Below are 14078 nucleotides of genomic sequence, written 5' to 3'. Positions count from 1 at the left end.
GGGACGGGCGTCGCAGGGGCCTCCTCCTCGGGGACGGGCGTCGCGGGGGCCTCCTCCTCGGGAACGGGTGTCGCGGGGGCCTCCTCGGGAACGGGCGTCGCAGGGGCCTCCTCCTCGGGGACGGGCGTTGCAGGGGCCTCCTCCCCGGGGACGGGCGTCGCGGGGGTCTCCTCCTCGGGAACAGGCGTTGCGGGGAGGCCTGCCTCATCGTCCGTCCTGTCGGATGCCGCCCCGGCGTCCACGCCGGCGCTGATGGAAGCGGGCGCCTGCGCTGCCGCCTCCACACCGCCGTCCGCAAATATGCCAAACGGTATTACGGACACAGCCAGCGCCACCACCAGCGCAATGCTGGCGGCGCGGCGGACTTTGTGCCAAAATTCGTTCATGATGCGCACCTTTCCGAATCAATATCCGCTTTCTCCCCAAGATGGGAAAGCAAAACAGTCAGCCGCCGAATTGCGATCCCTTGTGCATCGGTAGCTGGCTGCCGTTTTCACGCCCTTTCGTTTTGCGCCGCCGGCGTTCGCCGGTTTTGCCTTTCGGGCATTGCCGTTTTTTTGCGGGATGACTCTTTTGCTGTTCTCATTGTAACATTCCCCGGTCACAAATCGGTCGAAAAAGCGGTGTCCAGGAAAAATTTTTATTTTTTCGTGCAAAGCGCCTGTTTCTGCGGGTATTTTTCTGCCGCGCACGGGCGGCGCGGCAGAAAAAGGATCTCCCCGAGGGCGCGCCGCCTTCGGGGGACCTTTTGCTTTGAAAACGGGCGCCGGCGGGCGCTTTGGCTCTCACAGCGCCTGCATCCGCTCCTGCTCGAACTGCCGGCGGTAGAGCTCGCGGTAATAGCCTTTCTTGCGGATGAGCTCGTCGTGGGCGCCCTGTTCCACGATCACGCCGTCCCGCACCACCAGGATGAGGTCGGCGCTGCGGATGGTGGACAGCCGGTGAGCGATGAGGAAGGAGGTGCGGCCCTTGAGCAGAAGCTCCGTCGCCTCCTGGATGAGGCGTTCGGTCTTGGTGTCGATGGAGCTGGTGGCCTCGTCCAGCACGAAGATGCGCGGGTCCGCCAGAACGGCCCGGGCGAAGGAGATGAGCTGTTTTTCGCCGGTGGAAAGGCGGTCGCCCCCCTCGCCCACGTCGCTGGCGTAGCCCTTATCCAGCTTCATAGCCACCTGGTCCGCCGAGACGGCCTTCGCCGCCGCGATGACCTCCTCGTCCGTGGCGTTTAGCCGGCCGTAGCGGATGTTCTCCATCACCGTGCCGGAGAACAGATGCGGGCTTTGCAGCACATAGCCGATGCTGCTGTGCAGCCAGAGCTGGCTGCGCTGGCGGTAGTCCTTTCCGTCGATGAGCACCTGGCCGGAGGTGGGCTCGAAAAAGCGGCAGGCAAGGTTGACCAGGGTGCTTTTGCCCGCGCCCGTCTCACCCACGATGGCGATGGTGGAGCCGGCGGGTATCTTCAAGTTGAAGTGGGACAGCACGTCCTCGCTGCCGTCCGGGTAGCGGAAGGAGACGTCCCGGAACTCGATGTCGCCCCGGATGGGCTCCCAGTTCTCCCGCCGGGGCGCAAAGACGGTGCCGTATTTTTTGATAACTTCGGGCGTGTCGGTGATGAGGGGCTGCTGCTCCAGCAGGCCCATCACCCGCTCGATGTTCGCCTGCAGGGCCAGGATGTCCGCGATGTTGCGGGCGATCTGCTGGATGGGCTCGAAGATGCCCACCGCGTAGGAGGTGAAGGCCGACAGCGTTCCGATGAGCATCAAGTGCTCCAGCGCCAGCGCGCCGCCCCGGGCCAGCACGATGGCCGTGGTCAGCGAGCTGAAAAACATCACCAGCGGGATGTAGACCGCCGAGAGCCGCGCCGCCCGCACCGACGACAGGCGCATGTCCTGGGTCACCGCCTCAAACTCGCGGCTGTTCTGTTCCTCGATGACCAGGGTCTTGGAGGTGCGCGCGCCCATGATGCCCTCGTTGTAGGCGCTGGTGATGCGGGAGTTCATCTTGCGCACCCGACGGTTCCAGCGCAGGATACGGTCCTGGAACCAGGCGGTGAGCAGCGCCATCACCGGCACGATGAGGATGACCGCCGCCGCGAGGCCGGGGTCCAGCGCGAACATGATGGCAAACACGCCCAGCACGTATAACACGGCCCACAGAACGTCCACCATGTTCCAGGCGGTGATGGCGGCGATGCGGTTGGTGTCGCTCATGATGCGGGAGAGCAGATAGCCCACGGGGGTGACATTATAATAGGAAAGGGAGAGGGTCTGCAGGTGCACGAAGCAGGCGCGCTTCATGTCGCGGCCCAGCTGCATCTCGATGCGCATGGACCGCCGGGTGAACAGGATGACCGCCAGCGCCTGCAGGCCGATGACGCAGCCGTAGAAAAGGGCGAAGCCCGGCAGGCCGGACACATCCCCCGTTTCGATGAATTCGTCGATGGCGTACCGCTGGAACAGCGGCAGGGCGATGTCGATGACGGCGCAAAAGACGTTCAGCGCCAGCACCACGGCCACCAGGCCGCGGTAGGGCCGCAGAAAGGGCAGCAGCTTTTTCCAGGAGCGGATGTCGAAGGACTTTGTGTATTCCTGCTCGTCAAACCCCATGGCTCTCCCCTCCTTCCTCCGAAAACAGCAGGTCCCGGTCCTCCCCGGTCATCTGCAGGCCGTAAATTTCGTGGTAAAGGCCGTTTTTCGCCATCAGTTCCTCGTGGCTGCCCAGCTCCGCCACCCTTCCCTCCTGCAGCACCAGGATGAGGTCCGCCTGCATGAGGGTGGTGATGCGGTGGGAGATGAGGATGACCGTGGCCGCGCCCTTGGCCTGATGGAGCGAGGCGCGTATTTGGGCGTCGGTCTCGGCGTCCACGGCGGAGAGGGAGTCGTCGAAGATGAGGATGGGCGCGTCCTGCATCAGGGTGCGCGCAATGGCCACCCGCTGCTTCTGCCCGCCCGAGAGGGTCACGCCCCGCTCGCCCACCACGGTGTCGTAGCCGTCGGCAAAGTCCAGGATGGCCTCGTCCACGTGGGCCGTGCCGGCGTGGCGGCGCACCTCCTCCATGGAGGCGCCGGGGCGCACCGCGGCGATGTTCTCCCGGATGGTGCGGGAAAAGAGGAAGGGCTCCTGCAGCACGATGCCGATGTTCCGCCGCAGGTAAGGGAGGCTGATGTCCTGAATGTCCACCCCGCCCACGGTGATGCGCCCGCATCCCGGCGGCAGGTCGTAGAGCCGGTCCAGCAGGTGCATCATGGTGGATTTGCCGCTGCCCGTGGCCCCCAGCACCGCAAAGGTCCTGCCGGCGGGGATGGTGAAGGTCACGTCCCGCAGCACCGGCTGACCGCCGTAGGCAAAGGAGACATGCTCGAACACGATGTCCCTGTCCATGGGCGGGGTCTGGGCGTTTGCCGGCTCCTGCTCCGGCCGGGAATCCAGGATGTAGGCCAGCCGCTCGATGGACACGCCCGCCTTGCTCATCTCCGAGAGGATGCGCCCGAGGCCGCGCACCGGCCAGACCAGCGACTGGTTGTAGGACACGAAGGCCAGAAACTCGCCCAGGGTGATGGCCCCGCCCACCGTCTGCACCACGCCCACCGAGATGACGGTGAGGATCTGCAGGCCGGTGATGAAGTCGCCCACGCCCCAGTAAGCGCTGAGCAGCCGCCCCAGGCGGATCCACAGCGAGGCGAACCGCTCGTTCTTTTTGTCAAAGCGCTCCACCTCGAAGGCCTCCCGGCCGAAGGCGCGCACCACCCGCACGCCCGCCAGGTTCTCCTGCACCGCGGCGGACAGTTCGCCCTCGGCCTCGTCCGCCGTCAGAAAGCGCCTGGCGATCTTTGAATAGAAAAGAACCGAGTAGAGCAGGATGACCGGCAGAAAGCCCGCCGCAATGAGGGTCATCCTGCCGTTCATCGACAGCATCACCGCCAGCGAGAAGCCCACCAGAAAGACGACCCGGAACACCTCCAGCAGCTGGTTGGTGACGAAGTTGCGCACCACCTCCACGTCGGAGGTGCAGCGCTGGATGATCTCGCCGGTGCTGTGGCGCACATGCCAGGCGTAGGGCAGCCGCTGGATGTGGCGGTAGAGTTCGTCCCGCAGGGACTTGACAAAGTTCTCGGAGGCGTTTGCCGCGCCCATGCGGCTGCCGTAGGTGCAAAGGCCCGCCAGCACCGCCACCGCCAGAAGAAAGCCCGCCGCCGCCAGCAGCTGGGTCATGGGCCCGGCGGCCAGCAGCGCCGGGGGCGCCAGGGCCGTCACGATCTTAGGCAGCGGCTCCCCGCCCAGGATGGAGTCCACCGCCACCCGCACCACCTGGGGCGTGAGCGAAGAGAACACCGTGTTGCCCATGGAAAACGCCAGCGTGAGGGCGAAGAGCCACAGATACGGCCGCAAAAAGCGCCAGATGAGCGCCCGTTTCGTTTGTTTCAAACCATTCCCTCCCTTTTCCCAAAGAAAAAGCGCCCCCGGCACAAAGGCCGGGGGCGTTGCGCTCATCCTGCAAAAACCCGCCCCTCACGCAGGGCAGGGCGAAGGCGCGGACAGTTTTTCCCGGCTTTTCATCCCATGTTTGCTGGAACGCTTTTCGGTCATTCTGCCCGCCTCCTTTCGTGTGAATGCGTTGTGCTGCAAGGTCCACTATACCCTGCCGGGAGTTGCTTGTCAAGAGAGGCCCGGACCCGCCGGGCCGGGGGCGGCGGATTTCGGCGGTTTGCCAAATTTTAGGCGCTGCTTCCCGGCAAAATAACGGTTTTTCGCCCTCAGGAAGCGGGCCCGCCCACCTGCACCGTGCCGTCTTCCTTCACGGTGATGGTCATGCCGTCCTGCACAAAGTTCAGAAACTCCTCGCCCAGGCAGTCGATGACCGGCATCTGCACATTCTCCAGCCAGACGGCGGCCAGCACCGAGCCGGCGGCGGCCAGCGAGTCGATGGGGTTGGAGAACAGCAAACAGGCCGGCTGGCGGTCCATGGAGCAGGCGCAGTAGAGCACCAGCCCGCCGGTGGTGGAGCCGATGGTCTGGGGCAGGCACAGGGCCTTGCCCGCCATGGGCTTGCCGTAGAGGTCGGGGTTGTTCTGGTCGCCGCAGGTGGCGGCCTTGTCGCCGAACTGCAGGGCCTTCTGGAAGGAGGCCAGGGTGTTCAGCCCCCCGTGGGAGACGAGGGCGGGTGCGCTCACGCAGCCGGGAGCCACCACGCGTCCGTGGAATTCTTTCATTTGCCTGCCGCTCCTTTCGTGATGATGTCCAGGATCTCCGCCTCGGTGTAGTAGCGGGCGGTGGTGTAGGTGCGCAGCTTGTTGGAGCAGGTGATCACCGGCATGGGCCCGCACAGGGGGTTGTTCATGTACATCAGCGGGCAGATGCAGGAGAGGATGGCCCCGGTGGCCGCAAAGCGGGCGGCGTACTCCGTGGCCTCAAAGGCCTTTTTCACGCCGGGGGCGGTGGTGAACACGGTGGGCACCGCCAGCTTTTTGCGGCCCGCCGCCTTGAGGCCCTGTTCCAGCGCGTCCGTCCAGCCCTTCAGCTGCTGCAAGCTCAGGTGGGGGCAGCCCACGAAGCAGAGCTTTGGCTTCGCGCCGGGGTTTTTCCACACCAGGGGGTAGCTCTCCTTCACCCGGCGCAGTTCGGCGTCGTCGATGACGTACTCCTTCGCGCCGGCGGCGATGAGGTCTTTGCCCTGCTGCTTTGCCTCGGGGGTGAGGCCCTCGATGTGGTAGAGGCCCACCGCGCCGTTGGAGGCGGCGGCCGCGCCGAAGTCCTTCAGGTAGGCGCAGGCGGCCTCGTTCAGCTCGTTGCCCAGCCAGCGGTCCAGGCCCGCCACGTAGGGCACGTCCTCCATCACCTTCATGCCGATGGCGGAGCCCAGCAGCTGGGCCTCGGGCTTCTCGGTGGTTTCCACCTTCACCACCCAGGAGGCCCTGCGGCCCTCGTCGGTGAGCAGGCCGAAGTAAGGCACGAAGCCGGCGATGGAACCCATCAGGTCCATGATGCCGGAGTTGCGGTTGCACCGGGCCCCCAGCACCGAGTTGGCATAGACCACCGCCGAAGATTCGGCCCAGCTGAGCACCTCGCCCTGCTGGGGGCGGTTGCCCTGTTCGTCCAGGTAGCAGGCGCAGCTGAAGGCGTCGTCGTCCTTCAGGCCCAGGGCCTTCAGCTGGCCCTCGTAGAAGCCCTGCTTGCTGTACATGAATTTCTTAAAGACCAGGTTCTGCAAAAAGTTCGCGGGCACCTTGGGGTCCAGGGGCCGGGGGTCCGCCGAGAACTTCTGGCCGGACACCGCCCCCGCGGCGATGAGCTGGTCCATCAGGTCGTAGACCGGGCCCAGGGCCTTGAGGCCGAAGGAGGTGACCAGATGGTTGTAGCGGCTGGTGACCGGCACCATCTTCTCGGCCCCGAAAATTTCGCCGTACATGACCAGGGTCTTCATCACCTTGGCCATGGTCTGGCCCTTTTCGCCGTTCAAAAGGGCCTGCTGTTCCTGTGTCAGTTTCATGGTTGTTCCTCCCTCACAGCTTCATGGCCACGTCCCAGGCGCGCCAGATGACGGTGCGCAGGTTGCCCACCCTGGCGGCGTCGCCCACGATGTGCACGTGCCGGCCTTTGGCCGCCAGCGGCGCGGGGCGGTAGCCCGCCGACAGGATGACGGAATCCGCCGGGATGTCCTGCGTTTCGCCGTTTTTGCCGGTGACGGTCACGCCGTTTTCCCGAATTTCGGCCACGGTGCTCTCCAGATGCACCGGCACCTTGTTGGTGCGCAAGAAGTCCCGCAGGTAGCTGGCGTTGGCAAGGCACACGCCGGCCACGGCGATGAGGTCGTCCTTCATCTCCACGATGACCGGCTCCTTGCCCTGGAGGCAGAGGTCATAGGCGATCTCGCAGCCGGTGAGGCCGCCGCCCACGATGACCACCTTCTGACCCACGCTCTTGCGGCCCAGCAGGTAGTCCACCGCCTCCACCGCCTTGTCTGCGCCGGGCACCGGCAGCTGCACCGGCACAGAGCCGGTGGCCACCACCACCTCGTCGGCGTTCAGGGAGGCGATGTCCTTCACCTCGGTGTTCATGCGCACGGTCAGGCCGGGGCAGTTGGCCACCTCCCGGGCGTACCAGGCCAGCAGCCGGCGGTCCTTCTCCTTGAAGGCAGGGGCGGCGGCGGCGTTGAACACGCCGCCCAGCTGGCCGCTCTTTTCATAGAGGGTGACGCTGTGGCCCCGCTTGGCGCAGACCAGCGCGGTCTCCATGCCGCCGATGCCGCCGCCGATGACCGCGATCTTCCTGGGGCGGGCGGCGGGCTGGATGCGGTATTTGCGGGACTGCATGGTGCGGGGGTCCAGCGCGCAGCGGGCCATGCCCCGGGTGTCCGGCAGGGACTGGGCGTTGGCGTGGCCCTTGAAGTGGGAAAGATTGAAGCAGCCGTTGTGGCAGCAGATGCAGGGGCGCACCTCCTCCAGCCGGTCCTCCAGCAGCTTTGTGACCCACGCGCCGTCCGCCAGAAACTGCCGGGCCACGCCCATGGCGTCGATGCGGCCCGCCTCGATGGCCCGGGCGGCGTCCTCCGGCTCCATGCGGCCGGCGCAGACCACCGGGATGTCCACCGCCTCGCGGATGGCGGCCACGTCCTCCAGGTTGCAGTTCAGCGGCATGTACATGGGCGGGTGGGACCAGTACCAGGAGTCATAGGTGCCGTTGTCCGCGTCCAGCATGTCATAGCCCGCGTCCTGCAGGTACTTGGCGGCCAGACGGCCTTCCTCCAGGTCGCGGCCGATTTCCTCATACTCCTCGCCGGGCATCGCGCCGTAGCAGAAGTCCTTCACCTTGGAGACGGCGCTGTAACGGATGGACACGGGATAGTCCTGGCCGCAGACGCTCTTGATGGCCTTGACGATGTCCACGGCAAAGCGGTAGCGGTTTTCAAAGCTGCCGCCGTAGTTGTCGGTGCGGTGGTTGGTGTACTTCAAAGCGAACTGGTCCAGCAGATAGCCCTCGTGCACCGCGTGCACCTCCACGCCGTCCACCCCGGCCTCCTTGCAAAGGGCCGCCGTTTTGGCAAAGGCCTCAATAATTTCCTCGATCTGGGCCAGGGTCATCTCAGGGCAGGTGACCCCCTCGGCCCAGCGGGAGGGCAGCGGGCTGGGGCTGGCCAGCTGATAGTCGGTGTCCAGGATGGGTTTTGCCAGTACTTTGAGCACCGGGTTTTTGTGGAGGGGCAGCACCTCGTCGGAGATGCCCCAGGCGCGGCCCATGCCCGCGGTGAGCTGCACGAACAGCTTCGCGCCGGTGGCGTGGATCTCTTCCATGAAGCCCTTCAGCTGGCGGAACATCTTCTTGTTCTGGTAGAGCCAGCGCCCGCCCAGGGTGTCCCGGATGGGGGCGATGCCGGGGATGATGAGGCCCACATTGTTCTTCGCCCGCTCCAGAAAGAAGTTGGCGGCCTCCTTGTCAAAATGGTTGGGCTCCATCCAGCCAAAGAGGGAGGTGCCGCCCATGGGGCACAGGACGATGCGGTTTTTTATCTCCACATTGCCGATCTTCCAGGGGGTGAACAGGGCTTCGTAGCGTTCGTTCATGCCTTTGCCTCCTTTTTCAGCGGCCCAGCGAGAAGGTGAAGGTGGCGCTTTCGTCGCCGTAGTTCTCATTGCTCACCCACAGCAGGCTCTTGTCCGTCAGGTTGTAAACGGCGCTGTGCACCGTCAGGCTGTTTTTGTCGTCATTGTCCCAGCCGCGGCGGCCCACCGAGGCCAGGATGCTCATGGCGGCGGCTTCGTCGGCCACCACGCCATTGGTCTTGCCCAGCTCTTCATAGAGGCGGTCGTAGCGGTCAGCGCCCTTCTTGTCCTCTTCAGGGCAGCCGTCGTAATAGCCCGGCTGGAGCACGAAGTTGGTCACCACCTGCCAGTCGCTGGACGCCTCCCGGGGGCCGATGCGGCTGTCATCATCGTTGTAAACGACCTTCAGGGTGCGGGCGGCTCCGTCGTTGTCGGTGGCGTCGGTGCCCGCCGTCCACTCCAGCACGGCGCTGCGGCCGGTGGAGTCTGCCACCATGTAGTGGTAGGAGGTCTGGGCCGAGTCGTGCAGGTCATAGGAGGAGGCGATCTCCACCGCCTCCTCCACACTGTCGGCATAGTCCAGGATCAGGCGCAGCAGGGTGGTGGACGTGAAGTCCGGCTTGCCGGTGTTCTGGTCGGTGGCCACCGTGGCCTCGCCGCCCTGGTAGGTCATGTAGATGCCGCAGCTCACGCCCGCGTCGTTCACGCCGTCCAGCGGGGCATAGGGGGCGGCCAGGCAAGTGATGCGGTCCATCAGGCTCTCCAGGCCCCGGTCCACGTCGATGCCCAGGAATTTCAGGTCCACCGTGGAGATGGTGGCGTGCCGGCCCTCGCCGCCCTCGGTGAACACCAGCATGGTGTTGGTCTTGGACAGGTCATAGTTGCGGGCAAAGAGGGCGTCGCCCTCCTTTGTGGCCGCGGTGAAGGAGGAGCAGCCGATCTCCGGGGCGCTGATGCCGATGTTCAAAAGGCCCCGGGTGATGTTGCCGGTGACGAAAGCGATGAGTTCATCGTCGCTCTTCACGCCGCCCTGCTCCACAAATTCATCCAGGTAAAAGCCGCCTTTCACCTGCATGGCGTACACCGCGCCGTCCTGGTGTTCGCCGTTGCTCTCCCGCAGCATCTCAATGCTGAACAGGGTCCCCAGCTCGTTGTGCCACATGGCCCAGACGCCCGCCGCCGCCAGCACCACCAGCGCGGCCAGCGCCGCCAGCAGGGTGAGCAATATCTTTCTCACTTTCATATCCGATTCCTCTCTTTGCTTGCTTATTCAGGGATGCCTTCTTTGGTGAGCACCCGGAGGTTGCCGATAATGGAGTCCAGCGCGCCGTAAAAGGTTTCCCGCTGGGCGTCGGTCAGGTCCTTGCCGGCAACCTCCACCGCCCGGCCCGCCCGCCGGCGCACGTGCTCCGCCGCCTGCCGGCCCGCCTCGGTGAGGTGGATGGTGCCGCCGTAGCCGCTCTTGTGGGGGCCCTCCTTGCGCACCAGGCCCTTCTCTTCCAGAATGGCCAGCATGCGGGAGGCGTCGGACTTGTCTTTCGCGCACTGTTCGCACAGCTCCGGCACTGTGATCCCCTCCGGGTACCGCCCGATGATGACCAGATAGGTGGCGTGGGCTCCCTTCAGGCCGTAGGCCCTCATCTCCTCCCCCGCCAGCTTGTGCCAGCAGCGGTTGATCTCCGCGATGGCCACCGAAAACCGTTCAAACCGCTCCACCATGAGGATCCTCCCCTCCTGTTCCAAAGAAATTGAAAATGCAACTTTCACAGTATAACCTCATAATGTTGAATTGTCAACTTTTTTTGCAGCCTTTTGCCCCAAAGGCTGGATGCAGAAAAGGGGGCAAAAACGCGGCGGCGGCGCACCTTGCGGTCATTGACGGCTTTCGATCCGTTCAGGCCGCACCCGGCCGCACCCAACCGCAGCTATTTCCAGAAAGTTAGTCCTCTTAAGAAACTCTGGTACGGCCAATCAAACGCCTTGTCTCCCCGCCGCCGTTGTGCTATGATTTTCATACAGACTGTGCAGAACAGGGGGCGGAGATCCTATGACGGAAGTGATCGCACTGATGAAAGAGTTCGGAACGTCCGTGCTCCAGCCTGGCGCAGTAGCCGGCATCGCCGTTGCTGTGATCCTCTTTATCCTGGAGGTGCGGTGGTCCCATGCTCATCCGCCCCATAGCAGGCGGGTGGAGAAGGCGATGGCCTTGGGCCATGTGGTGACGGCCAAGCGGATCAAATACTGGGACGACGGCGTCACGCCCGATGAGAAAACCACCTCGCAGTACCACGCCACCTATGCCTATGAGGTTTCCGGGAAACACTACCAGTACAAATACCTGGAGCGCGCCGTCCCGCCGGTGCAGATCCAGCTGTATTATCTGGATGATCCCGGCAGAGCGTTCCGCGGCAAGGAAAAGCGAAGCGGGCTCGCTCAGGTTTTCTTCCTTCTGTTCCCCATCCTTGTGGGCGCGGCGGCAGCGTACCTGCTCGGCGTGAAATGACTGGCTCCAAAGCCTCCCGCCTCTGTGGGAGGCTTTTATCTTTGGCTCTGCGGCGCAGTTTCTGCTGTACCGGCCACCCCACGGTCATTCCGCCCGCTGCCCCGCGGGGCGGCGGTGCGGGTGTTCCTCTGCGCCGCCACTTTCCATATCAGGGCACACATGAAAAGCACGATGCACATTTGATTTGTAGCGGCAAAAAAGAAGCCTCCGGCATTATGCGCGGCCCCCCGCTTCAAAAGAGTGCGCTGCCATCGCAGGTTGATCTGTTCTTGCCAAAAACCTGCCAAAAATTTTTACACGCTTCTTTTTCGCAACAGAAAAAAACCGTGCAAACGGTCTGTTTACACGGTTTCTGTTGGCATGGCCTGCCGAAAAAGATGTTTTTGCGGCGCGGCCGCATCACCGGCTGAGGTTCATATTTTTCGTGCTCCGCTGTGCTTTGCAGCGAGTGTGAAGTCACATTTTTCTCCGTGTTCAAGAGTTTGTGTCCTTATAAAAGTTATTTTTGACAAATTCCCAAAGCAATATTCGTCCGAATCACAAAAAGTATGTATCAGCTCGGGACACCCGCATTTTTTGCAGTATCTGCAATATGTGCAGTCAAGGATATCAAACTTTACCGTATCCGGGGATGACACATGCATTTTTAGTGCAAATCCATTTTGCTCTCCGAACATATTTTCTGCCACTACAACGAATATTCTCAAAAACAACTTTTCCGCAAAGGGCAATGAGGTGAACATCCTTAAAAAACTCCCCATTTTTCCGCCTTGGACATCCACCACATCGTCTATCATTTTTATCGCTTCATCACCAAACTTCCTTTTCAAAACACGGTAAATGGCAACTCGCGGAAAAATATAATTGTCGGTGTGATTGCGCTCTCCTTTTGGAATATCGGGGAAGCGCTTCATTAGAGCATCCAGTTCTTCCCCGGCCCGGAAAAACAGACGTTTCGTTTCTTCGGTCCCCACAAGTTTCTTTAAATACCTGTAGAGTGGTTTATAATCACGATTTCTTTTGAAAAACTTTTCCCCCCAGGACATGACGGCCCCCCTTTGGCAAAAATCGTCTTCAAAATAGATTTTAACAGATTTCAGGATCATTTCCACCGATTTATTTCTTTTGTCCTTTTTCTAAATCAAAGCAGGAAAAACCCGATCTGTCCGAGCCGGGCCTTGTTAGCATGGACGAACACAAACGATATAGCGTTCAAACAAATGATCGTTCTTAAATCTGTTAGGCCCTCAGAAAAAGAAGAACGCCATCATTGAATGTATAGCCCAAAAAAGAGGAAAAGAGGTTTCAGGATGGACTATCGGGAGGAATTTGTCAAACTGTTCACGGACGATCCGGTGAACTGGGCAAAATGGGCGGCTGTGTTTGCAGTGCTTATTTTCAGCTACTGTTTCAGCATCCCGTTGTTCAATAAAGTGAGCTACCGTCTGGGGCGTGAGTACAAGCGGGACCTTGCCCGAAAGCGCGGGCACATCATCAAGGCATTCATTCTGGACCAGCACCCTTCCGGTGATGCAGGGAAATACGATTGGTATGCCAAGTACGAATATTCCCTTGATGAAAAAGGTGTACCGCGCTTATTTTCATTATCCCAACCGCCCGCCTCGGGTGATTTATCTCTATTACGTCAACAGCCCAAAACGGCTGTTTTCAATGGACGAATACCACTGGGATGTTCCGCTGGGATTGATCAAATTGCCGGTCTTCTTCCTTCCTTGGATTCTGGCGGTTATTACAATGATCGTATTGCAGATCCCGCTCACGGTTTGATCTCTTAGGCTTCATTGAAGATGCCGCCATTCCGGAATATAGCAATGAGATAGTCTTTCGAGATCTTTGATCATAAAGCAAAAAGCCGCAGGAAATCCCGCGGCTTTTTATTGTTTTGGGACATAAAAAGTTGACAGATTCCATTCGGGATCTGTCAACCTATCATGGCATGGGTTAACAGAATAGATACATTTGGCAATTCTTGGAAAACCGGCCTTTTTGGAGTAATCAACTGTTACCAGGCATCCTCCGGCCAGATCCTCTGCCAAAATACCTATTCTTTTCATCTAGATTATAGCATGCACAAGGAGAAAACACAACACTTTTACTTCAAGTTATCGTTCTCCACGAGCCCTTTTTTTGCTGGGCTGCTGACTCTGCTTCCACTTCCCTTGGAAGAGTTCTTCGGTAGTACATTCTTCAGGGTAATAGAAGTTTTTTCGCACCCAACCGTTTTCTTGGTAGACTTCCGTAATGATACGATCGGACAGAACCTCAATAATGATATCCTCTCCGATTGATGTTTTCCCAAGGAGCGGTACAGGGTACTGCTCGTGATTCTTACACAATTCACGCATCGAGGCCCAATCGCCCGAATCAAAGACCACTTGCTTCAGCACTTCATCCGATATTCGCAATCATCCTTTCCCATCTATGATGTTCTTCATTCAGCAAGATGTAAAGCACATCGGAGGGTCGGGAACTCCGTCTGTGATTATTTCCTTGGCCATCTCAAGTACAATCTTTTCCTTGAGATAACTGAATTGGCACTCGCCGTCTTCGTTTATGTTACGTTCCAGCAGTTCCTCGATTTCTTTCAGGAGTTGCCGCAGGGTTTCCGCTTGATCCATATTATTTTTCACCTTCTTTTCAGGTGCCGGCCACAATGAAGTCATATAGGGCTCCTGGCTCCTTCAGGCACCATTCTTTTGTCCCATCCTCAGTCCAGACCTTATAGTCTGGAGAGGCATCATATAGCCACCAGTCGATGTAATCATACTGGTCGTTGACAGCCTCTTTCAAAACTAGAAGGAGCGCAGTCAGGTATCGGTTCTTACATCCAAATACAAAGTGACCGTCACCTACAGATTCGAGCGCCGCGCCGACCTTCTCGTCGATCTCCCGTTGCTCCATAATCTGGCCCAACGCCGCACAAAAGGTCTCTTTGGTAATCATAGTATATGAATATGAGATCACGGCAGTAGTGACCGGATACTAGTCAGAAGAAGGCGGTGGAGCACTCGTACTAATCA

At 60.7% G+C, this 14078-nt stretch carries 13 protein-coding genes and 1 riboswitch; of the genes, 3 read left to right on the top strand and 10 right to left on the bottom strand.

What is annotated here, in order from left to right; all coding sequences use genetic code 11:
• From ACH2AT_RS09035 to ACH2AT_RS09000, 8 genes are all read right to left on the bottom strand, one after another.
• Positions 1-386, bottom strand: a 386-nt coding sequence (locus ACH2AT_RS09035; protein ID WP_394965371.1) for a hypothetical protein, incomplete at its 3' end; no start/stop codon positions are given.
• Between the two features lie 86 nt (positions 387-472).
• Positions 473-547: riboswitch (cyclic di-GMP riboswitch) on the bottom strand.
• Positions 548-785: 238 nt separating this feature from the next.
• On the bottom strand, positions 786-2603 hold the full coding sequence (locus tag ACH2AT_RS09030) for an ABC transporter ATP-binding protein (RefSeq protein WP_394965369.1): 1818 nt from the start codon (positions 2601-2603) through the stop codon (positions 786-788).
• Positions 2593-4422, bottom strand: coding sequence for an ABC transporter ATP-binding protein (locus ACH2AT_RS09025; protein WP_394965367.1), 1830 nt, complete (start codon positions 4420-4422; stop codon positions 2593-2595). The genes ACH2AT_RS09030 and ACH2AT_RS09025 overlap by 11 nt, the downstream gene beginning before the upstream one ends.
• A gap of 329 nt (positions 4423-4751) precedes the next feature.
• Positions 4752-5207, bottom strand: a complete 456-nt coding sequence (locus ACH2AT_RS09020; RefSeq protein WP_394965365.1) for an aconitase X swivel domain-containing protein — start codon at positions 5205-5207, stop codon at positions 4752-4754.
• Entirely contained in the window at positions 5204-6484 is a 1281-nt protein-coding gene (locus ACH2AT_RS09015) for an aconitase X (RefSeq protein ID WP_394965364.1), read from the bottom strand. The genes ACH2AT_RS09020 and ACH2AT_RS09015 overlap by 4 nt, the downstream gene beginning before the upstream one ends.
• Before the next feature lie 13 nt (positions 6485-6497).
• Positions 6498-8555, bottom strand: coding sequence for an FAD-dependent oxidoreductase (locus ACH2AT_RS09010; RefSeq protein WP_394965363.1), 2058 nt, complete (start codon positions 8553-8555; stop codon positions 6498-6500).
• Between the two features lie 16 nt (positions 8556-8571).
• Complete coding sequence (locus tag ACH2AT_RS09005) at positions 8572-9777, bottom strand: linear amide C-N hydrolase (protein WP_394965361.1); 1206 nt, start codon at positions 9775-9777, stop codon at positions 8572-8574.
• A 23-nt stretch (positions 9778-9800) separates the two neighbouring features.
• Positions 9801-10253, bottom strand: coding sequence for a MarR family winged helix-turn-helix transcriptional regulator (locus tag ACH2AT_RS09000; protein WP_394965359.1), 453 nt, complete (start codon positions 10251-10253; stop codon positions 9801-9803).
• Positions 10254-10581: 328 nt separating this feature from the next.
• Here ACH2AT_RS09000 and ACH2AT_RS08995 point away from each other — a divergent pair, with 328 nt between their 5' ends.
• Both ACH2AT_RS08995 and ACH2AT_RS08990 read left to right on the top strand, forming a co-directional pair.
• Entirely contained in the window at positions 10582-11037 is a 456-nt protein-coding gene (locus ACH2AT_RS08995) for a hypothetical protein (RefSeq protein WP_394965357.1), read from the top strand.
• Between the two features lie 41 nt (positions 11038-11078).
• Positions 11079-11447: a hypothetical protein gene (locus ACH2AT_RS08990; RefSeq protein ID WP_394965355.1), complete on the top strand. Its 369-nt coding sequence runs from the start codon at positions 11079-11081 to the stop codon at positions 11445-11447.
• A 3-nt stretch (positions 11448-11450) separates the two neighbouring features.
• Here the strand turns inward: ACH2AT_RS08990 and ACH2AT_RS08985 are convergent, their stop codons facing one another.
• Positions 11451-12143, bottom strand: coding sequence for an L-2-amino-thiazoline-4-carboxylic acid hydrolase (locus tag ACH2AT_RS08985; RefSeq protein WP_394965372.1), 693 nt, complete (start codon positions 12141-12143; stop codon positions 11451-11453).
• Positions 12144-12347: 204 nt separating this feature from the next.
• Here ACH2AT_RS08985 and ACH2AT_RS08980 point away from each other — a divergent pair, with 204 nt between their 5' ends.
• Entirely contained in the window at positions 12348-12833 is a 486-nt protein-coding gene (locus ACH2AT_RS08980) for a hypothetical protein (RefSeq protein WP_394965353.1), read from the top strand.
• 660 nt (positions 12834-13493) lie between these two features.
• Here the strand turns inward: ACH2AT_RS08980 and ACH2AT_RS08975 are convergent.
• Entirely contained in the window at positions 13494-13721 is a 228-nt protein-coding gene (locus tag ACH2AT_RS08975; protein WP_298733047.1) for a hypothetical protein, read from the bottom strand.
• Positions 13722-14078: the final 357 nt, after the last annotated feature.

Source organism: Candidatus Allofournierella excrementigallinarum (genome assembly GCF_944388085.1).
Classification (GTDB): Bacteria; Bacillota; Clostridia; order Oscillospirales; family Ruminococcaceae; genus Allofournierella_A; species Allofournierella_A excrementigallinarum.
This window is presented reverse-complemented; position numbering and strand designations above follow the sequence as displayed.